Raw genomic sequence first — 19,761 nt, 5'->3', positions numbered from 1 at the left:
TCCGAACAGCGAGCCCACGCGCTGCAGGGCTGGCTTCATCACTACAACTGGCATCGACCACATGCCAGCCTTGGCTACAGGCCACCCATCACCCGAATCCCACTGAACAACGTGGTGGGTTTACACACCTAGGCCTCCCTTTCCTGTCATCCCGTCGCCGTTGCGCTCAGCCGCGGCTGACCGTTCGCACCGCTTCCGCCACGTATGCGAGGTTCTGCTGGTTCAACGCCGCCACGCAGATGCGGCCCGTGCCGACCGCATAGATGCCGAACTCGTCGCGCAGCCGATCCACCTGCGCCTTGCTCAAGCCGGAATACGAGAACATGCCGGCCTGCTGCTGGATGAAGGCGAATTCCGGCGCACCCAGGGCCGCCAGCTTCTCCACCAGTCCCGCGCGCAGCGCGTGGATGCGCGTGCGCATCGCACCCAGCTCGCTTTCCCACAGCGCGCGCAGCTCGCTGCTCGCCAGCACCCCGGCTACCAGCGCAGCGCCGTGCGTGGACGGGCTGGAATAGATGGTGCGGATGATGCGCTTGACCTGCGACTGCACCGCCCTGGTCGCGTTCGCATCCGGACCGACCACCGACAGCGCGCCCACGCGCTCGCCGTACAGCGAGAAGGACTTGGAGTACGAATTGGCCACGATGAAGCTGTCGATGCCGGTCTCCGCGACGATGCGTACGGCGGCGCCATCTTCCGTGATGCCCTTGTCGAAGCCCTGGTAGGCCATGTCGATGAAGGGGAACAGGCCGCGTTCCTTCAGCAGCGCCGCGACCTGCTGCCACTGCGCGACGGTCAGGTCGGCGCCGGTGGGGTTGTGGCAGCACGCATGCAGCAGGACCACGGTACCGGGTTCCAGGCGGCCCAGGTCGGCCAGCATGCCGGCGAAATCCAGGCCATGCGTGGCGGCGTCGAAATAGGTGTAGTCGACGATGTCGAAGCCGGCCGCGCCGAACACGGCGCGATGGTTTTCCCAGCTGGGATTGCTGATCGCCACCGTGGCGTGCGGCAGCAGCTTCTTCAGCAGGTCCGCGCCCACGCGCAGGGCGCCGCTGCCGCCGATGGTCTGGGTGGTGGCGACGCGTCCGGCGGCGACCAGCTCCGAATCCTTGCCGAACACCAGCTCGCGGGTGGCGGCGTCATAGGCCGCCAGGCCGTCGATGGGCAGGTAGCCGCGCGGCTTGCCCTCGGCGGCCAGGGCTTCTTCGACGCGGCGCACGCAGGCGAGCAGGGGGATGTGGCCCTGCTCGTCGTAGTAGATGCCGACGCCCAGGTTGACCTTCTGGGTGCGGGGATCGGCGTTGTAAGCCTCGGTCAGCCCCAGGATGGGGTCGCCGGGCACCAGTTCGACGGATGCAAAAAGAGACACGGGTGGGGACCGTTGATGAGTGAGGGAGGAGGGGTGAAACGGTCTGCGATGCTAACAGGCGCGGCCCCCTCCGTACGCCGTGGGCTGTGCGGCGTAGGTCGCCGGGAGGCCCGGACATCCGGCGGCAGTGGCGGCTATACTCATCCGTTGGCATGCCTGAAGGCAGGCCGGATTGCCAGCCAAATCAATGGATTGGCAATCGAAGCTGATCCCATTTCACACTTGCGGCAGCGCGCCGGCCCGGTCCGGTCGCGGTGCCCGGAAGACACCGCCGCATGCGCCTTTCCACCATCAAGCTGTCCGGTTTCAAGTCGTTCGTCGATCCCACCGTGCTGCACCTGCCGACCAACATGACCGGCGTGGTCGGCCCTAACGGCTGCGGCAAGTCGAACATCATCGACGCCGTGCGCTGGGTGATGGGCGAAAGTTCGGCCAGCCGCCTGCGCGGCGATTCGCTGACCGACGTGATCTTCTCCGGCTCGGCGGCGCGCAAGCCGGTGTCGCAGGCCTCGGTGGAACTGATCTTCGACAACAGCGACCACACCATCAGTGGCGAGTTCGCGGCCTTCAACGAAATATCGGTCAAGCGCCTGGTCAGCCGCGACGGCCAGAGCAACTACTACCTCAACGGCACCAAGTGCCGCCGCCGCGACATCACCGACCTGTTCCTCGGCACCGGCCTGGGCCCGCGCAGCTACTCGATCATCGAGCAGGGCATGATCAGCCAGACCATCGAGGCCCGCCCGGAAGCCCTGCGCATCTACCTGGAGGAAGCCGCCGGCACCCCCAAGTCCAAGGAGCGCCGAAAGGAACCCGAAACGCGCATCCGCCACACCCGCGAAAACCTCGACCGCCTGAACGACCTGCGCGAGGAGATCGGCAAGCAGCTCGAGCACCTCAAGCGCCAGGCCAAGCAGGCCGAGCAGTACAAGGCCTTGCAGGAAGAGCGCCGCGTCAAGGACGCCGAGTGGAAGGCGCTGGAATACCGCGGCCTGGACGGCAGGCTGCAGGGTCTGCGCGAAGCGCTGTCGCAGGAAGAAACGAAACTGCAGCAGCTGATCGCCGAACAGCGCGAGGCCGAGCGCCTGCTGGAAACCGACCGCGTGCGCCGCGAGGAAGCCGCCGACGCCCTCAACAAGGCGCAGGGCGAGGTCTACCAGGTCGGCAGCACGCTGGCCCGCATCGAACAGCAGATCCAGCACCAGCGCGAGCTGGCCGAGCGACTGAAGAAGGCGCGCGACGAGGCCCACAACGCCCTGCAGGAACTGGGCCAGCACATCAGCGGCGACGAGACCCGTCTGGCGGTGCTGCGCGAATCCGTGGCCGACGCCGAGCCGCAGCTGGAGCAGCTGCGCGAGGACGACGTGATGCGCCAGGACGCGCTACGCGAGGCCGAGGCCGCACTGGCGGACTGGCAGCAGCGCTGGGAAGCGCACAGCCGCGAAACCGCCGAGGCATCCCGTGCCGGCGATGTCGAACGCACCCGCGTGGACTACCTCGACCGCCAGTCGCTGGAAGCCGAACGTCGCCGCGAAGCGCTCGCCGCCGAACGCGCCGGCCTGGACCTGGAAGCGCTGGCGTCCGCCTTCGAACAGCTGCAATTGCAGCACGATACCCAGAAGGAATCGCTGGAGACGCTCACCGAACAGGTCGAAGCCCGCAAGCAGGCGGCCGCCGACACCCAGGAGCAGCAGCGCGCCACCCAGGCCGCACTGTCCGACACCCGCAAACGCGCGCAGGAAGCCCGCGGCCGGTTGTCCTCGCTGGAGACGCTGCAGCACGCCGCGCTGGGCCAGGAACAGGGCGCCGCCATGACCTGGCTGAAGGCCCGTGGCCTGGACAACGCCGCGCGTGTCGGCGAAAAGCTGACGGTCGAGCCGGGCTGGGAAAATGCCGTCGAGGGTGCGCTGGGTCAACTGATCGAAGGCGTTCTGGTCGATGCGCCGGAAGCACTCGTGGAGGCGCTGGGCGAACTCGGCGATGGCCGCATCGCGCTGGTCTCCGATGATCGTGGCGACGTGGCGTTCGCGCCGACCTCGCTGGCGGCCAAGGTGCAGGGCCCGGCGGCGATCCGTCGCCTGCTGGCCCGCCTGCACGTGGCCGAAGACCTGTCCGAGGCCCGTCGCCTGCAAGCGCAGCTGGGCGAGGGTGATTCCGTCATCACCCGCAACGGCGAGCGTCTGGGCGCCGGCTGGGTGCGCGTGCTGCGCTCGGGCGCTGCCAAACAGGGCGCGCTGCTGCGCGAGCGCGAGATCCAGGCGCTGCGTGGCGAGATCGAAACCCTGCAGGCGCGCGAGGCGGGGCTGGAAGAACGCCTGGCGCAGCTGCGCGACCAGTTGCTTGCTGCCGAGCAGCAGCGCGAGGAAGCCCAGCGCACGCTGTACATGGCCCATCGCGGCGTGTCCGAGCTGGCCGGCCAACTGCAGAGCCACCAGGGCAAGCTGGAAGCCACCCGCACCCGTCTGGATCGCATCGACGGCGAGATCGCGCAGCTGGTCGAAACGCTGGAGACCAGCCGCGAGCAGGCCCGCGAAGCGCGGGCGAAACTTGAAGATGCGGTCACCCGCATGGGCGATCTGGAATCCGCACGGCAGGCGCTGGACAACGAACGTCGCCAGCGGGTCGACGCGCGCGACCAGGCACGCGAAGCCGCCCGCAGTTCGCGCGACACCGTGCACGCGCTGGCCCTGACCCTGGAGTCGCAGCGCGCGCAGATCGTCTCGCTGAGCCAGGCCCTGGACCGCATGGGCGGCCAGCGTGGCCAGCTGGACTCGCGCCTGGAAGAACTCACCCTGCAGCTCAACGAAGGCGATTCGCCGGTGCAGGAACTGGAGGCGCAACGCCAGGCGGCGCTGGAACACCGCGTCACCGCCGACCGCCAGCTGGCCGAGGCGCGTTCACTGCTGGAAGGCATCGACAACGAACTGCGCCAGTACGAACAGACCCGCCAGCAGCGCGACGAGCAGGCCGTGGCCCAGCGCGAGCGCATCTCGCAGCGCAAGCTCGACCAGCAGGCGCTCGCGCTGAAGGCCGAGCAGCTGTCCGAGGCGGTCGTCGCCGGCGGTTTCGTGCTGGAGGACGTGATCAACACGCTGCCCGAGGTCGCCGACATCCGCGAGTGGGAGCAGAGCGTCACCCAGATCGACGGCCGCATGCGCCGGCTGGAGCCGGTCAACCTGGCCGCGATCCACGAATACGGCGAGGCCAGCCAGCGCTCGGAATACCTGGACGCGCAGCACGTGGACCTCACGACCGCGCTGGAAACGCTGGAAGAGGCCATCCGCAAGATCGACCGCGAGACCCGCGGCCGCTTCAAGGACACCTTCGACCGCGTCAATGCCGGTGTGCAGCAGCTGTATCCGCGCCTGTTCGGCGGCGGCCACGCCTATCTGGAACTCACCGGCGAAGACCTGCTGGACCCCGGCGTGGCGATCATGGCCCGCCCGCCCGGCAAGCGCGTATCCAACATCTCGCTGCTGTCGGGCGGCGAGAAGGCGATGACCGCGGTGGCGCTGGTGTTCGCCATCTTCCAGCTCAACCCCGCGCCGTTCTGCCTGCTGGACGAGGTGGACGCGCCGCTGGACGAGGCCAACGTCGGCCGCTTCACCAACATGGTGAAGGAGATGAGCGAGAAGGTGCAGTTCCTGTTCGTATCCCACAACAAGGCCACCATGGAAGCCGCACACCAGCTCAGTGGCGTTACCATGCGGGAACCCGGTGTCAGCCGCCTGGTGTCGGTGGACCTCGAAGAGGCCGCCCGCCTGGCCGGCGCCGCCTGACCCTGATCGATCCCAACCTGCCGGAGAATCCCCTGTGTCCGACATGGCCATGCTTCGTATCGGAATCCTCGTCGCCGGCATCCTGCTGCTGGTGGCGATCTTCCTGTTCGGACGCCCCAAGAAGCCCAGCCAGGGCCGTCGCATCGAAACCGCCGAGCGCGACACCGCGCGCGTGGAACCCAGCCTCGCCGGCGACGACACCAGCGAGCAGATGCAGGATTACAACGACGAACGCGTCAGCCAGCCCGAACTGGGCCTGGCCGGCGGTACGCCGGTCGCGGGCGTGGAGAGCGAGCTGGGCAAGCGTCCCAGCCAGGATTTCGACAAGATCGTTTCGCTCTACGTGGCGGCCAAGGCCGGGCAGGTGCTGCGCGGCGAGGACATCGTGGTCGCCGCCGAGAAGACGGGCCTGACCTTCGGTCACATGAACGTGTTCCACCGTTTGGTGGAAGGGCATCCGGAGCGTGGCCCGGTCTTCAGCATGGCCAACATCATGCAGCCCGGCAGCTTCGACATGGCCAACATCCGTTCGCTGGAAACCCCGGCCATTGCGTTCTTCCTCACGCTGCCCGCACCGATGACGGCGTTGGAAGCCTGGGAGAAGCTGCTGCCCAACGTCGAGCGCATGGCCGAGCTGCTGGGCGGCGTGGTCCTCGACGACAGCCGCAACACCCTCGGCCGCCAGCGCATCCAGCACATCCGCGAAGAACTGCGCGCCTACGACCGCCAGCACGAAGCGCCGCCGCTGACGAAGGCGCCGAGGTGGTGAATTCGGTTTCCCAGGATGACGAACTCGCGGTGTCGTAGGCTGGATTGAAGCGAATCGGAAACCCAGCACTGTTTACACCGAATCTCATGTGGGGAAGCATGACGGGAAAACGGATCGCTGTATGGATGATGTTGATGCTCGGCGTGTCTGCCGCGGCAATGGTGCTCCCTTTATTGAAGGAACGGTCCGCCATACCGCCACCGCCGCCGGACGAGATTCCGCACTTTGTGTTGACCAGGGAGTTTGCTCTCCAGCACGACGCTACCGTATTACGGGTGGCGCTTGGTGATCGCTGCCACATGGATGCCGGTCTGTTGATCGCGGCCTCAGCGCCGAAGGATCGGATGGATGGACGGCAAAAACTGGGTCTGCTCGAGTTGCCGGAAGATTGGGGGTGCCCATCCGTTCGCAGGGAAAGACCCACCTCTTTTCGCGAGCACGTCGACCAGTGCCAGAGTCGAATGATGCGTGACGGGCAGCACACGCCCCTGCCATGCCTTCAACGATGGTATCCGGGGCTGGAGGCATGGATTTCGCTGGATATGCCACGGTATCTGCTGGACTCCCAAGGCCTGTCTGCCACCGTCGATTTTGGCATCCACTGCGGTCCACGCTGCGGAAGCGGGTGGCGATCGAGGCTTCGCCTGAGAAACGGTGTATGGCATTTGGTCGGCACGGAAGCGACATGGATTTCGTAGCGTAGGCGTGGGCGACGCGAAGCCCGACATTGCAGGAGTCGATCTGGCTTGTGCGGTGGGCAGGCGGAGAGAAGCACAGCACGTAGGATGGGTTGAGCACAGCGATACCCATCGTGGATGACCCAATAGCTCGTGATGGGTATCGCCTCCGGCTCCACCCATCCTACGATGGCGCTTGATGACATCGGTTCGCTTGGAGGATCCGCAATGCCTGGCCACCGCATCTTCGCCACCTCCTTCGCCAGCGTGTATCCGTTGTACGTGCAGAAAGCCGAGCGCAAGGGTCGGACCAAGGCCGAGGTGGACGAGGTCATCCGCTGGCTGACCGGGTACGACCAGGCTGGGCTCGAACGGCAGATCGTGGCGAAGACCGATTTCCAAACGTTCTTCGCCGAAGCCCCGCATCTCAATCCCCGTGCATCGCTCATCAAGGGCGTGGTCTGCGGCGTGCGTGTGGAAGACGTCGACGATCCCCTGATGCAGAAGATCCGCTACCTCGACAAGCTGGTGGACGAACTGGCGAAGGGGAAGGCGATGGAGAAGATCCTGCGGTGACGTCGTGTCGGGGATGTGGCGCCTTTACCATATGCCCATGGACAGAGAACTCGATGCCCCTGTTCCGGCGCGTGTCATCCACCGCGGAGACATCTTCTGGGTCGCCGCCGATGCATCGCGCGGGTCGATTCCGGGCGTTCCGCACCCGCACGTCGTCGTGCAGGACGACGTCTTCAATCACTCCCGGATCGGCACGGTGGTGGTCTGCGCGCTCAGTTCAAACCTCCATCGTGCCCCCGAACCCGGCGTGGTCCTGCTGGATGCCGGCGAGGGTGGGCTGGCCCGACAGAGCGTGGTGATCGCGTCGCAGATCTCCTCGCTCTACAAGCACAGGCTGCAGGACCACATCGGTCGGCTCAGCGAAGCGCGCGTGGACCAGATCGTGGCTGCACTGCGCTTCCTGCAGGCCTCCTGCCATCGCTGACCCAAGGCATGCCCCGCAACGTCCTCTTCATCTGCACCCAGAACCGCCTGCGCAGCCCGACGGCGGAGCAGGTGTTCGCCGACTGGCCGGGGATCGAGACCGCCTCAGCCGGCCTGGGCAATGACGCCGAGGTACCGGTCTCGCCCGAACTGCTGGCGTGGGCGGACATGATCTTCGTGATGGAGAAGGCGCACCGCAACCGGCTGTCGGCGAAGTTCGCGCGCCACCTCAACGGCAAGCGGGTGATCTGCCTGGACATCCCAGACGATTACGACTTCATGGACCCCATGCTCATCCGCTTGCTGAAGCAGAAGGTCGTGCGGTTCCTGCCCGCCAACGTGGAGGCCTCATGACCCGCCCCCTGCAGACCTGGACCGGCCGCTGCCACTGCGGCGCGATCCGTTTCGAGATCGACACCGACTTTCCCGAACTGACGCAATGCGACTGCTCCATCTGCCGCAAGAAGAACGCGCTGATGGTGAAGGTGCACGAGAGCGCCTTCCGCCTGCTCGCCGGTGCCGATGCGCTGGCCGAATACCGGTTCCACAGCCACACCGCGCACCATCATTTCTGCAAGGTGTGCGGCATCTACCCGTTCCACCGCAAGCGTGTCACGCCGGACCACTACGGCATCAACGTGTACTGCCTGGATGGGTTCGATCCGGCCGGCATTCCGGTGCGGATGACGGTGGGTGCCGGCATGCCGTGACGGGCACCCGGCCTGAGGTGCCGCGCGGCGGGGACAGGGACGGCCCTCGACCCCGCCGGCCAGCACCTCCCGTCACGCCCGGCGGCCTTAGAATTCACCCATGACGCCGACCCCTGCCGCACGCATCGCCGACCTCCGCCGCCAGTTGGAGGATGCCAACTATCGCTACTACGTCCTGGACGAGCCCAGCATCCCGGATGCGGAGTACGACCGTCTGCTGCGCGAACTGGAGGCGCTGGAGGCAGCGCATCCGGATCTGGTGACCGCCGATTCGCCCACCCAGCGCGTGGGCAATGCGCCGGCCGGCAAGTTCGCCGAAGTGCGCCATGCCATTCCCATGCTCTCGCTGGGCAACGCCTTCAGCGACGAGGAGGTCCAGGACTTCGTCCGCCGTATCGCCGACCGGCTGAAGCGCCCGGCGCTGCGGTTCTCGGCCGAGCCCAAGCTCGACGGTCTGGCGATCAGCCTGCGCTACGAAGGCGGCGCCTTCGTGCAGGGCGCCACCCGCGGCGACGGCGCCACCGGCGAGGACGTCACCCTCAACCTGCGCACCATCAAGGCCATCCCGTTGACCCTGCGCGGCACCGGCTGGCCGGACGTGCTGGAAGTGCGCGGCGAGGTGTACATGCCGCGCGCCGATTTCGAGACGTACAACGAGTACGCCCGCAAGCATGGCGGCAAGGTGCTGGCCACCCCGCGCAATGGCGCCGCCGGTTCGCTGCGCCAGCTGGACCCGCGCATCACCGCGCAGCGGCCGCTGGCGTTCTTCGCCTACGGCACCGGCCTGGTCGAGGGCGGCGAACTGCCGGATTCGCACTCGGCCACGCTGAAGCAGCTGCGCGGCTGGGGCTTCCCGGTCAGCAGCCTCAGTGAGGTGGTGGAAGGCGTGGAGGGCCTGCTCGACTACTACCGTCGCATCGGCGAGGCGCGCGATGGGCTGCCGTTCGACATCGACGGCGTGGTCTACAAGCTGGACGACGGGGAAGGGCAGCGCGAGATGGGTTTCGTCTCGCGCGCGCCGCGCTGGGCGATCGCGCACAAGTTCCCCGCGCAGGAGCAGATGACGGTACTGGAGTCGATCGAGGTCAATGTCGGCCGCACCGGCGCCGTGACGCCGTGGGCGCTGATGCAACCGGTGCATGTGGGCGGCGTGACCGTCACCCGTGCCACCCTGCACAACGCCGACCAGGTGGCCCGCCTGGACGTGCGCAACGGCGACACGGTGATCGTGCGCCGCGCCGGCGACGTCATCCCGGAGGTGGTGGGCGTGGTGCCCGAACGACGCCCGGACGGCACCGTGCCGTGGCGGATGCCGTCGGCATGCCCGGTCTGCGGTTCCGAGATCGTCCGCGAGGAAGGCGAGGCGGTGTGGCGCTGCAGCGGCGAGCTGACCTGCCCGGCGCAGCGCAAGGAGACGATCATCCATTTCGCCTCGCGCCGGGCGATGGACATCGAGGGTCTGGGCGAACGTTTCGTCGAGGATCTCAGCGACCTGGGCTTCGTGCAGCACGTGGCCGACCTGTACAAGCTGACGCTGGACGACCTGCTGGAGATGAAGCGGCGCGTCGATGAGCGCGATGGCACCACGCCCGAGACGGCGAAATCGGGCAAGGTGGCGACCAAGTGGGCCGAGAACCTGATCGAGGCCATCGATCGCAGTCGCCGGACCACGCTGGAGCGCTTCCTGTTCGGTCTGGGCATCCAGCACGTCGGTGAGAGCACCGCCAAAGCCCTGGCGCAGTGGTTCGGCGACCTGCAGGTGATCCGTCGCCTGCCGTGGCCGCTGTTCAAGCAGGTGCCGGACATCGGCGGCGAAGTGGCGCGCTCGCTGGGCCACTTCCTCGACCAGCCCGGCAACCAGCAGGCCATCGACGACCTGCTGGCGCGCGGGGTGGTGATCGGCGATACGCATCCCCCTTCGGGCAAGCTGCGCGCCGGCCTGGAGCTGGCCACGGTGCTGGTCGACCTGGAGATTCCCAAGGTCACCCGCGTGCGCGCCGAGCAACTGGCCTCGGCGTTCCCGTCGGTGCAGGCGCTGCTGGATGCGCCGGTGCACAACTTCGTCACCGCCGGTCTGCCCAGCGATGCGGCCAACGCCTTCGCCACATGGCTGGAGGACGAGACCAACGCGCAGCTGCTCTCGCGCTGCGGTGCGGCCCTCGACGAACTGCGGGCGATCACGCCGGCGGACGTGGCGGTGTCCGCGGGACCGCTCGACGGCAAGACCGTCGTGCTGACCGGCAGCCTGGCGTCCAGGAGCCGCGGCGAAGCCGGGGAGAAGCTGGAAGCGCTCGGTGCCAAGGTCGCCGGCAGCGTGTCGAAGAAGACGCATCTGGTGGTGGCCGGCGAAGCCGCCGGGTCCAAGCTGGCCAAGGCGCAGGAGCTGGGTATCGAGATCTGGGACGAAGCGCAGCTGCTGGCGTTCTTGGAGAACCATGCATGAGGCGGAGCCCGCTTCTCTGTAGGAGCGACGTGAGTCGCGACCGCACGCCAACAGCGTTCCGACCCTTGAACCCAGCGATGCAAAAAACGCTACATGGAAGGCGAGTTCTTCCGGTCGCGACTTACGTCGCTCCTACAATTGCGGGAGGCATGCCTTGACTTGGCAACCTTCGGCTTCGCTCGACACGCTGCGCCTGCGCGCCTCGCTCAACCGGCTCGTCCGCGACTTCTTCATCGGGCGCGATGTGCTGGAAGTCGAGACGCCGATGATTTCGCGCGCCGGCAACACCGACCCCAACATCGCCTCCTTCGCGCTGGAATTCTCCGGCCGCACCGACGGCGCATCGCGTACCCGCTGGCTGCGGACATCGCCGGAGTTTCCCCTCAAGCGCCTGTTGGCCGCCGGCATCGGCGACTGCTACGAACTGGGCCGGGTGTTCCGCGATGGCGAAGCCGGCGGGCGGCACAACCCGGAGTTCACCATGCTGGAGTGGTATCGCGTGGGCTGGACGCTGGAACCGCTGATGGACGAGACGGTGGCGCTGGTGCAGGCGGCGTTGTCGATGATCGGGCGGGAAGCGACCGTGTCCCGCGTGAGCTTCCGCGACCTGTACCGGCAGCAGCTGGGCGTCGATCCGATGACGGCCGACCTGGAGACGGTGCGCAGCGCCGCGGCCGGCATCGCCATCGACGGCGACGGCCTGACCCGCGACGACTGGCTGGACCTGCTGATGACCCACCGGCTGCAGCCTGCGTTCGGACACGACGAGATCCGCGTGGTGTACGACTATCCGGCCAGCCAGTGCGCGCTGGCCAAGGTGGTGGAGCGCGACGGCGTGCCGGTGGCGGAACGCTTCGAGCTTTACCTGGGCCCGCTGGAGCTGGCCAACGGCTACCACGAGCTCACCGATGCGGCGGAGCAGCGTGTGCGCTTCGAACGCGACGTGGCGACACGCAGCGTGCGGGGCGAGGATGCGCCCGCCATCGACGAAGGCCTGCTCGCCGCGCTGGCGCACGGCATGCCGGACTGTGCGGGCGTCGCGCTTGGAGTGGACCGGCTGCTGATGGCGATGCTCGACACACCGCGCATCGCGGATGTGGTCGCCTTCGATTTCGCGCGCGCCTGAAAGCCAGCCAAACATGCCCCGCGTGGGTGTTCCCTGCAAACGGTTACGTGGGCGCGCGTTCATCATCGCTGCGTAGATTGCGGTCCAACACCCACGAGGACGCTCGCCATGCAACGCTCGCTGATCGCAACACTGGTACTCGGCACCGTCGCCCTGTTCGGCACCGTCGCCGCGAAGGCCGCACCGCAGTATGACGATCGCTATTACGGCGGCGGGCAGGTCGTGCGCTGCGACTCCAACGACAACCGTTACCGCGAGTGCCGCATGGATACGCGCGGCGGCGTGCGGCTGGTGCGGCAGGTCTCCAAGACGCGCTGCGAGGAAGGCCGCAACTGGGGCCGGCTGCGGGATGGCGTCTGGGTCGATCGCGGTTGCCGCGCCGAGTTCGCCAGCGGCCGCGGTGGCGGCTGGGACAGTGCGCAGCGCATCCGCTGTGAGTCGATCGACGGGCGTTCGCGCAGCTGTCCGGTCAACGGCCGCGGCGAGGTGCGTCTGGTCCGCCAGTTCTCCAAGGCCCCGTGCAGTGAAGGCTACAGTTGGGGCCGCGATCGCAATGCGATCTGGGTGTCGCGCGGTTGCCGGGCCGAGTTCGAGGTGTACGGCCGGGGCCACGGCTGGAATGGCGGCGGCTGGAACAACGGCGGCTACGACAACGGATACGGGGACGGCTACGGCCGGACCTTCCGTTGCGAGTCCGAGAAGGGACGCACCCGCACCTGCGGTGTGGACGGGCGTGGCCGCGTGCAGCTGGTCCGCCAGTTGTCCAACGCCGCCTGCATCGAAGGCCGCACCTGGGGCCGGGACGCCCGCGGTGTCTGGGTGACCGACGGCTGCCGGGCCGAGTTCCGCAGCTGGTGATCCTGCGGATGTGAGGAGAGGCGGGGAGGGGCCGGTACAATGGCCCCATGAACGACACCGTCGATTACGCCCGCTACGACCGAATCCGTCCCATCCGCTGGACCGGGAGCGCGCTGGAACTGCTGGACCAGCGCAAGCTCCCGTTCGTCGTGGAATACCTCAGCTGCACCACCAGCGACGAGGTGGCAGCGGCCATCCACGACCTGGCCGTGCGCGGGGCGCCGGCCATCGGTATTGCCGCCGCCTGGGGCGTGGTGCTGGCCGCGCGCGAGGTGATGGCCGCCACGCCGGCCGAGGCGGCGGACAAGCTTGAGCCCGCCCTGCAGCGCCTCAACGCCGCGCGTCCCACCGCCGTGAACCTGGCCTGGGCGCTGGCGCGCATGCGTGCGGCCCTGAAGACCGCCGGCAGCGACTGGCGTGGCGTGCTGGAGCTGGAAGCGCTGGCGATCGCCGAGGAAGACCTGGCCGCCAATCGCCACATGGGCGAGTTGGGGGCGGCGCTGATCGGCGAGGGCAGTGGCGTACTGACCCACTGCAACACCGGTTCGCTGGCCACGGCCGGCTTCGGCACCGCGCTGGGCGTGATCCGCGCCGGCGTGGCGCAGGGCCGCATCGGCAAGGTGTACGCGGGCGAGACCCGCCCATGGCAACAGGGTGCGCGCCTGACCGCCTGGGAGCTGCTGCAGGACGGGATTCCCGCCACGCTGATCGCGGATTCGGCCGCTTCGCACCTGATGAAGACCGGCGCCGTGCAGTGGGTCATCGTCGGGGCCGACCGCATCTGCGCCAACGGCGATACCGCCAACAAGATCGGTACCTACCAGCTGGCCATCGCCGCGCGCCACCACGGCGCCAAGTTCATGGTGGTGGCGCCTTCGTCCACCGTGGACATGGCCACGCCGAACGGCGATGCCATCCACATCGAGGAGCGCGACCCCGGCGAACTGCTCGGCATCGCGGGTACCCGCACGGTGGCCGAAGGCGTGCCGGCGTGGAATCCGGTGTTCGACGTCACCCCGGCGTCGCTGATCGACGCCATCGTCACCGAGAAGGGCGTGATCGAGCAGCCCGACGAAGCGCGCATGCGCGCGATCTTCGGCGGCTAGCTCCATGCGGGGGGAGCCGCGCGGGAAGCCGGTGAGCGTTGCGCCGCCTCGTACCGGTGCGCAGCCACCTGTTTCCCCCATGGCGGTGGGCATTGTGCACCGCCTGCGCGGCTTCTTCGCGCGCGAGTCCACCCAGGGGCTGGATAGCGTCGAGCGGGAGGATCTTACCCAGGCCCAGCTGCGCGCCACCCGGCCGATCGTCAGCGGCGTGCTGCTGTGCGGCGCGGTGTTGCTGGCGATCATCACGGTGTTCGAGGTGGCGGGCGCCACGCCCTCGATCGGCTACCCCGGCTGGCTGCAGATGCTGATGGCCAGTGTGGTGGCCGGTTGCGCGGCCGCGGTGGCCCGTCTGCCGCAATGGCAGCACCGGCTGGTCCTGACGCTGCTGGCGACGTTGCTGTTGGGCATCTTCATGAGCATGCCGCTGCCTGGCGCGACCGGCCAGCTGGCCCTTCGTACCGGCCTGTTCCAGTTGCTGCCGCTGGCGCTGATGGCGCTGATGGTGCGCCCGGTATCGCTGTTGGCGTTCGCGCTGCTGATCGTGGCGATGGCCCAGCTGCGCATCGTGCTGTACGGAGCGCCCGGCACAGGCAGTGCGCTGTACTGGCTGTACACGCTGACCACCATCGGCTTCGGTCTGGTGCTGGCCGGCTACCGCAGCGACTTTGCGGTCTCGGCCTGGCGCATGCGCCGACGCCTGGTCCAGCAGGCCAGCACCGATCCGGTCACCGGCCTGCTCAACCGCAACGGCTGGAGCGAGCGAGCCGAAGCGGCGCATGCGCGTGCCGCCGCCGCCGGCGTGCCGCTGGCACTGGTGGTGCTGGACATCGATTTCTTCAAGCGCATCAACGACCGGCTGGGTCACGACGGCGGCGATGCCGTACTGCAACGCCTTGGCGCGATCATGCAGGCGCGTGCGGGCGTCCGCGGGTGTGCTGCGCGCATCGGTGGCGAGGAGTTCGCCGTGTTGCTGGAAGGGCACGATGCGGGCTCGGCGCGGACCTTCGCCGAGTACGTGCGCGGCGAGTTCGGTGGCGAGCATGAAGGCGCGGTCACCACGCTGTCCGCCGGCGTCGCCGAGCATCGGCCCGGCGAGACCCTGCGCGAGCTGATGCGACGCGCCGATCTCGCCCTGTATGCGGCCAAACGCGAGGGGCGTGACCGCGTGTGCGTGGCGCCTGTTTCCTGAACGGATTTTTCTTCATTCCCAATGTGACATTCCTGCGATAGCATCGTCCGACTTTCCACGCGCAGGGGCTGTCGGGTCTGCTGCGCGTCCATCGGACGCCAGGGGAATATGAACGAGGATCGCACCCCGCATGCATGGGGCAAGGGACGCCTGCTGCTGCTGGGACTGGCCATCCTGCTGATCGTGGTGGGTCCGGTCATCCTGCTGCAGCGCCTGGCGCGCGACACCCAGGAAGCGGCCGACGCCGTCATCCACACGCACGAGGTGGAAGCCACCGTACTGGGGCTTGCGCTGGACGTGCGCGAAATGGAAGCGTCGGCCATGCTGATCGCGCTCGGCGCCGATCATCCGCTGGCGCGCGAACGTCTACGCAGGGGGCGCGAGTCGTTGCCGGAGCGGTTCCAGAGCCTCGCCCGCCTGACGGCGGACAATCCGGAGCAGCTGATCCGGGTGGGGCGGCTGCGCGAACTGGTCAATGCGCGCGTCGAAGTGGTCGACCAGCTGCTGCTGGCGCCGGACGCCTATCGCGCCAACGTGGTGGCGCCCCTGGCGACCCGCTTCCCGATCCGTGGCCTGCTGGACGAGATCCTGAGTGATGAGCGGGCGCTGCTGAAGCAGCGCAACAGCGAGGCCACCGAACAGCGGCAGCGCATGGAGTGGATCCGCATGATCGCCCTGGGCGCGCAGCTGCTGTTGCTGTCGCTGGTGCTGATGTCGTTGGCCCGGCAGGCGGCCCGGCGGCTGGCCGCCGAAAAGCAGACCGCGCAGGCCAGCCAGCGCGCCCTGGTGGTGCTGGATACGGTGCGCGAGCCCATCGTGCTGCTGGACGGCGAGCAGCGCATCCACATGCACAACAGTGCCTTCGCCGAACTCTACGGCATCGAAAAAGGCCAGAAGGTGTCCAGCCTGGACGACCTGGGCACCGCCTGGCAGGACAAGGTGATGCGCCAGCGCCTGGACGACGTGCTGGCGCGCGGCCGCGAGCTGTGGGACTACGAACTGCAGCAGGAGACCGTCGACGGCCTGCGCCGCACGGTGCTGCTGAATGCGCGCCGCATGCCGCTGCCCGAGGGCGACGACCACGCCGTGCTGGTGACCGTCAGCGACATCTCGCTGCAGAAGACCGCGCAGCAGGAAATCGCCGCGCTGAACCGCCAGCTGGAAGGCAAGGTGGAGCAGGTGTCGGAAGTGAACCGCGAACTGGAGGCGTTCAGTTATTCGGTGTCGCACGACCTGCGTGCGCCGTTGAGGCACGTGGCCGGTTTTTCGGACAAGCTGGGTCGCCACCTGGGCGAGGGCATGGATGACAAGACCCGCCATTACCTGGAGGTGATCGGCGGTTCGGCCCGGCGCATGTCGCAGCTGATCGACGACCTGCTGGTGTATTCGCGGCTGGGCCGTGGCGCGCTGCGGTTGCAGGCGGTGGACATGCAGTCGCTGGTGGCCGAGGCGCGCGCCATGCTGGATACGGGCGAACAGGGCGAGGGCCGTGCGGACCGGGTGGAATGGCGCATCGCGCCGCTGCCCATCGTGCTGGCCGACGAGAACATGATGCGCCAGGTATGGAGCAACCTGCTCGGCAACGCCGTGAAGTACAGCAGCCAGCGCGAGCGTGCGGTCATCGACGTCGAGCACCGGCGGCAGGAGGATGGCAGCCACCTGTTCAGCGTGCGCGACAACGGCGCCGGGTTCGACATGGCTTATGCCGGCAAGCTGTTCGGCGTGTTCCAGCGCCTGCACAAGGCCAGCGACTTCCCCGGTACCGGCATCGGCCTGGCCAGCGTGCGCCGCGTGCTGGGACGCCATGGCGGCCGGATCTGGGCCGAATCGGCGCCCGACCAGGGCGCCACCTTCTTCTTCACCCTTCCCGCGGCGCTCGACGCTCCGCCTTCCCGAGAGAAAGACGCATGAGCGCCATCCGCACCATCCTGTTGGCCGAAGACAGCCTGGCCGACGCCGAAATGGCGATCGACGCGCTGCGCGAGGCCAACTTGGCCAATCCCATCGTTCACGTGGAGGACGGCGTGGAGGCGCTGGACTACCTGCTGCGCCGTGGCGCCCATGCGCAGCGCGAGGACGGCCTGCCGTCCGTGCTGCTGCTGGACATCAAGATGCCGCGCATGGACGGCCTGGAGGTGCTGAAGCACATCCGCAGCGACGAGAAGCTCAAGCTCCTGCCGGTGGTGATCCTGTCGTCCTCCCGCGAGGAGAGCGACCTGGCGCGCAGCTGGGACCTGGGCGTGAACGCCTACGTGGTCAAGCCGGTGGACATCGACCAGTTCTTCCAGGCGGTGAAGACGCTGGGCACGTTCTGGGCCGTCATCAACGAAACGCCCGTCGGGGACTGAGCCGTGCCGCATTCCGGTGCCCCGCTGGGCCGCGTCCGCATCCTGCTGGTGGAAGACTCCGAGCTGGATGCGGAGCTGTTGATCGAGCAACTGCTGGAGGCCGGCCTGGACGCAGAGTTCCTGCGCGTCGACGGTGCGGAGGACATGCGCGCTGCGCTGGCCGGCGATCCGTTCGACCTGGTGCTGTCAGACATGGAATTGCCGGGATTTTCCGGGTACCAGGCACTGGAGATCCTGCGCGAGCACGACCCGCGCCTGCCGTTCGTGTTTTTCTCCGGCACCATCGGCGAGGAGGCGGCGGTCAGGGCGCTGCAGCAGGGCGCCAGCGACTACGTGCTCAAGCACACGCCGGCGCGGTTGCCGTCGGCGGTGGCGCGCGCCATCCGCGAGGCGCGCACCGAGCGCGAACGCGAGCACGCCGAGAAGGAACTGATGCGCTCGCAGCGGCTGGACTGCCTGGCCATGCTGGCGGCAGGCCTGAGCCACGACCTGCGCAACATCCTGCAGCCGCTGCTGATCGTGCCGGATCTGCTGTCCACGTACAGCGACGATCCCAAGATCCTGCGCCTGGGCGCGGTGATCTCCGAAAGCGGCAAGCGCGGCCACGAGATGGCCGATTCCATGCTCTCGTTCGTGCGCGGTTCGCGCAAGGCCAGCGAGACGATCAGCGTGGCCGCGCTGTTCAGCGCCGTGCAGCTGCTGCTGCAGGGCAGCCTGTCGCGGCAGGTCCGCCTGGTGGTGGAGCCGCCGCCGGAGGACCTGCTGATCGAGGGCAACTACACCGAGTTCCAGCAGTGCCTGATCAACCTGTGCCTCAACGGCATCCAGGCCATGGCCGAGCGCGGCGGGCAGCTGACGCTGTCGGCGACGTCTACGGTGGCCGACGACGGCCAGGAGTACGTGGTGCTGCGCGTGTCCGACGAGGGCACGGGCATGGACGAAGCCACGCGCGGGCAGTTGTTCACGCCGGTTTTCACCACCAAGGCCAGCGGGACCGGACTGGGCCTGATGGCCTGCAAGCGCATCGTCGAGTCGGTGCGCGGACGCATCGAGGTGCGCAGCACGCTGGGCAGCGGCACCGTGTTCGAACTGCATCTGCCGGCGCCGGTCGCCGACGAATGGGTCGAGGCCGAAGATGCCGCGTTCCTCGATGGTGGCGGACGCCGGATCCTGCTGGTCGATGGCGATGCGACGCGCCTGTCGTTGCTGGGCAATGCGCTGGCCGCGCAGGGCTACGACCCGGTGATGGCGCCCGATGGCGCCAACGCGCTGCAGCAGATCGCGCGCAACGGCCTGCCTGCGCTGTCGGTCATCGACGACGACATCCTGTTGCTGTCGGCCGCAGACGTGCTGGCGGTGTTGAAAGAGGCGGGCTTCGAAGGCCCCGTGGTGCGTCTGCGCGAACCCGACAGACAGGCCGACGGCCATGATTGCGCGGCGAGCGTGGTGAAACCGGTGCAGGTGCAGGCGCTGTTCGGAGCGATCGAGCACGCCCTGGGGTTGCGCGCCTGAGGCCCCGAGGCCTGCAGGCGCGCCAAGAACCGGTCAGGCGTGGCCCACGGACGGCTTCAGCCGCTGCCAGACCGCGCGCATGATGGGTTGCGCGCGTACCAGCCGATCGGCGTATCGGGGCAGTAGCGCTGCAGCCGGTCGCGCAGGGAAGGCGCGATCTCGTCGAAGTCGTGCCGGTGGTGCAGCAGGTAGGCGTCGTAGCCGATCTTCAGGCACTTCTCCAGGTCGCTGACGGTGGCGCCGACCACTTGGAAGGTGTCCTCATTGAGGCGCGTCTTCCAGTAGGCGAGTTCGGCATCGATGTCGACGATCTGCGCGGTGGCGTGGCGGTTGCGGGACTGGCTAGCCATGGTGAATCCCCCGTGTCGATGTGGTGGTGACGGGGAAAGTTTTTGTTCCGCGCAGTGATGCTTAAGTGAAATAAAGGGCGTTCTAACGTGGATTTAACCGTGTGGGCCCTTTTTCGTTCACGTTCGCCATGATGGCGTGAACATCGCTTCGTCGTTGCATGGCGTGGTCGAGCAGGGCGCGCTCTTCCAGCAGCGCCGCAGGCAAAGCGAACAGGGGTGGGTCTTCTTCCAGCGGTGCATTGAGCCGCGCCCAGACGCGCTCGATGATCGCCAGCGCCCATGGCCAATCCAGGCGGATGCCGCGCACGATGGCGGCGTCGTAACGCGCGGACAGCGCGGGCAGGAGCTGCTGCAGCGAGCATCTGCGCGAGAGCAGGTAGGCGTCGTACGCGAACTTGAGCGTGGGCACGTAGTAGCGGAAGGGCGTGCCGGGGCGGTGGAAGGGCTGGCACGCGTAGGTCTCTTCCCAGAAGCGAAGTTCCGACTGGATGTCGATCACGGCGCAGGGCATGGTGGTGTCCGTCCC

Annotated in this window: 19 protein-coding genes; 16 read left to right on the top strand and 3 right to left on the bottom strand. The window is 67.9% G+C overall.

All coding sequences use genetic code 11. The features are described 5' to 3' along the window. Nucleotides 1-132: integrase core domain-containing protein (locus tag CSC76_RS16695; RefSeq protein ID WP_162110136.1), on the top strand; the 132-nt coding region annotated here is incomplete at its 5' end. Nucleotides 133-166: 34 nt separating this feature from the next. On the opposite strand, the gene CSC76_RS16690 is transcribed toward CSC76_RS16695, so the two are convergent. Next, the gene (locus tag CSC76_RS16690; protein WP_162111097.1) at nt 167-1,369 is read right to left on the bottom strand and encodes an amino acid aminotransferase; all 1,203 of its coding nucleotides are present in this window, start codon (nt 1,367-1,369) and stop codon (nt 167-169) included. A 275-nt stretch (nt 1,370-1,644) separates the two neighbouring features. Between CSC76_RS16690 and smc the strand changes: the two genes are divergently transcribed. The 15 genes from smc (at nt 1,645) to CSC76_RS16615 (ending at nt 18,885) form a co-directional block, all read left to right on the top strand. Continuing rightward, a complete protein-coding gene (gene smc, locus CSC76_RS16685) occupies nt 1,645-5,148 on the top strand; it encodes a chromosome segregation protein SMC (protein WP_162111096.1) in 3,504 nt (1,167 codons plus the stop codon). A gap of 34 nt (nt 5,149-5,182) precedes the next feature. Further along, entirely contained in the window at nt 5,183-5,917 is a 735-nt protein-coding gene (zipA, locus tag CSC76_RS16680; protein ID WP_162111095.1) for a cell division protein ZipA, read from the top strand. A gap of 125 nt (nt 5,918-6,042) precedes the next feature. Then, nucleotides 6,043-6,615 carry a hypothetical protein gene (locus CSC76_RS16675; protein WP_162111094.1) on the top strand — a complete coding sequence of 191 codons (573 nt, stop codon included), beginning with the start codon at nt 6,043-6,045 and terminating at the stop codon, nt 6,613-6,615. A gap of 207 nt (nt 6,616-6,822) precedes the next feature. After that, complete coding sequence (locus CSC76_RS16670) at nt 6,823-7,170, top strand: DUF2200 domain-containing protein (protein WP_162111093.1); 348 nt, start codon at nt 6,823-6,825, stop codon at nt 7,168-7,170. Between the two features lie 37 nt (nt 7,171-7,207). Then, nucleotides 7,208-7,594, top strand: coding sequence for a type II toxin-antitoxin system PemK/MazF family toxin (locus CSC76_RS16665; RefSeq protein ID WP_162111092.1), 387 nt, complete (start codon nt 7,208-7,210; stop codon nt 7,592-7,594). An 8-nt stretch (nt 7,595-7,602) separates the two neighbouring features. Beyond that, nucleotides 7,603-7,947: a low molecular weight protein tyrosine phosphatase family protein gene (locus CSC76_RS16660; RefSeq protein WP_162111091.1), complete on the top strand. Its 345-nt coding sequence runs from the start codon at nt 7,603-7,605 to the stop codon at nt 7,945-7,947. Next, nucleotides 7,944-8,303 (top strand): GFA family protein, encoded by a 360-nt coding sequence (locus tag CSC76_RS16655; protein WP_202923557.1) that lies wholly within the window; start codon nt 7,944-7,946, stop codon nt 8,301-8,303. The genes CSC76_RS16660 and CSC76_RS16655 overlap by 4 nt, the downstream gene beginning before the upstream one ends. 100 nt (nt 8,304-8,403) lie before the next feature. Next, nucleotides 8,404-10,746: an NAD-dependent DNA ligase LigA gene (ligA, locus tag CSC76_RS16650; RefSeq protein WP_162111090.1), complete on the top strand. Its 2,343-nt coding sequence runs from the start codon at nt 8,404-8,406 to the stop codon at nt 10,744-10,746. Between the two features lie 154 nt (nt 10,747-10,900). Beyond that, on the top strand, nt 10,901-11,872 hold the full coding sequence (gene epmA / locus CSC76_RS16645; protein WP_162111089.1) for an EF-P lysine aminoacylase EpmA: 972 nt from the start codon (nt 10,901-10,903) through the stop codon (nt 11,870-11,872). A gap of 108 nt (nt 11,873-11,980) precedes the next feature. Beyond that, on the top strand, nt 11,981-12,730 hold the full coding sequence (locus tag CSC76_RS16640) for a DUF3011 domain-containing protein (RefSeq protein ID WP_162111088.1): 750 nt from the start codon (nt 11,981-11,983) through the stop codon (nt 12,728-12,730). Between the two features lie 47 nt (nt 12,731-12,777). Next, a complete protein-coding gene (gene mtnA / locus CSC76_RS16635; protein WP_162111087.1) occupies nt 12,778-13,836 on the top strand; it encodes an S-methyl-5-thioribose-1-phosphate isomerase in 1,059 nt (352 codons plus the stop codon). Between the two features lie 79 nt (nt 13,837-13,915). Beyond that, nucleotides 13,916-15,025 carry a GGDEF domain-containing protein gene (locus CSC76_RS16630; protein ID WP_162111086.1) on the top strand — a complete coding sequence of 370 codons (1,110 nt, stop codon included), beginning with the start codon at nt 13,916-13,918 and terminating at the stop codon, nt 15,023-15,025. A gap of 108 nt (nt 15,026-15,133) precedes the next feature. Beyond that, nucleotides 15,134-16,936, top strand: coding sequence for a sensor histidine kinase (locus CSC76_RS16625; RefSeq protein WP_162111085.1), 1,803 nt, complete (start codon nt 15,134-15,136; stop codon nt 16,934-16,936). Beyond that, nucleotides 16,933-17,373: a response regulator gene (locus CSC76_RS16620; protein WP_162111084.1), complete on the top strand. Its 441-nt coding sequence runs from the start codon at nt 16,933-16,935 to the stop codon at nt 17,371-17,373. The genes CSC76_RS16625 and CSC76_RS16620 overlap by 4 nt, the downstream gene beginning before the upstream one ends. 3 nt (nt 17,374-17,376) lie before the next feature. Further along, nucleotides 17,377-18,885: an ATP-binding protein gene (locus CSC76_RS16615; RefSeq protein ID WP_162111083.1), complete on the top strand. Its 1,509-nt coding sequence runs from the start codon at nt 17,377-17,379 to the stop codon at nt 18,883-18,885. Between the two features lie 56 nt (nt 18,886-18,941). On the opposite strand, the gene CSC76_RS16610 is transcribed toward CSC76_RS16615, so the two are convergent. After that, nucleotides 18,942-19,235 carry a hypothetical protein gene (locus CSC76_RS16610; RefSeq protein ID WP_162111082.1) on the bottom strand — a complete coding sequence of 98 codons (294 nt, stop codon included), beginning with the start codon at nt 19,233-19,235 and terminating at the stop codon, nt 18,942-18,944. 82 nt (nt 19,236-19,317) lie between these two features. After that, nucleotides 19,318-19,761 (bottom strand): hypothetical protein (locus tag CSC76_RS16605; RefSeq protein ID WP_238395039.1); only part of this gene is annotated, 444 nt, incomplete at its 5' end.

Origin of the sequence: Pseudoxanthomonas mexicana, assembly GCF_010093385.1 — a bacterium.
Lineage (GTDB): Bacteria > Pseudomonadota > Gammaproteobacteria > Xanthomonadales > Xanthomonadaceae > Pseudoxanthomonas_A > Pseudoxanthomonas_A mexicana.
This window is presented reverse-complemented; position numbering and strand designations above follow the sequence as displayed.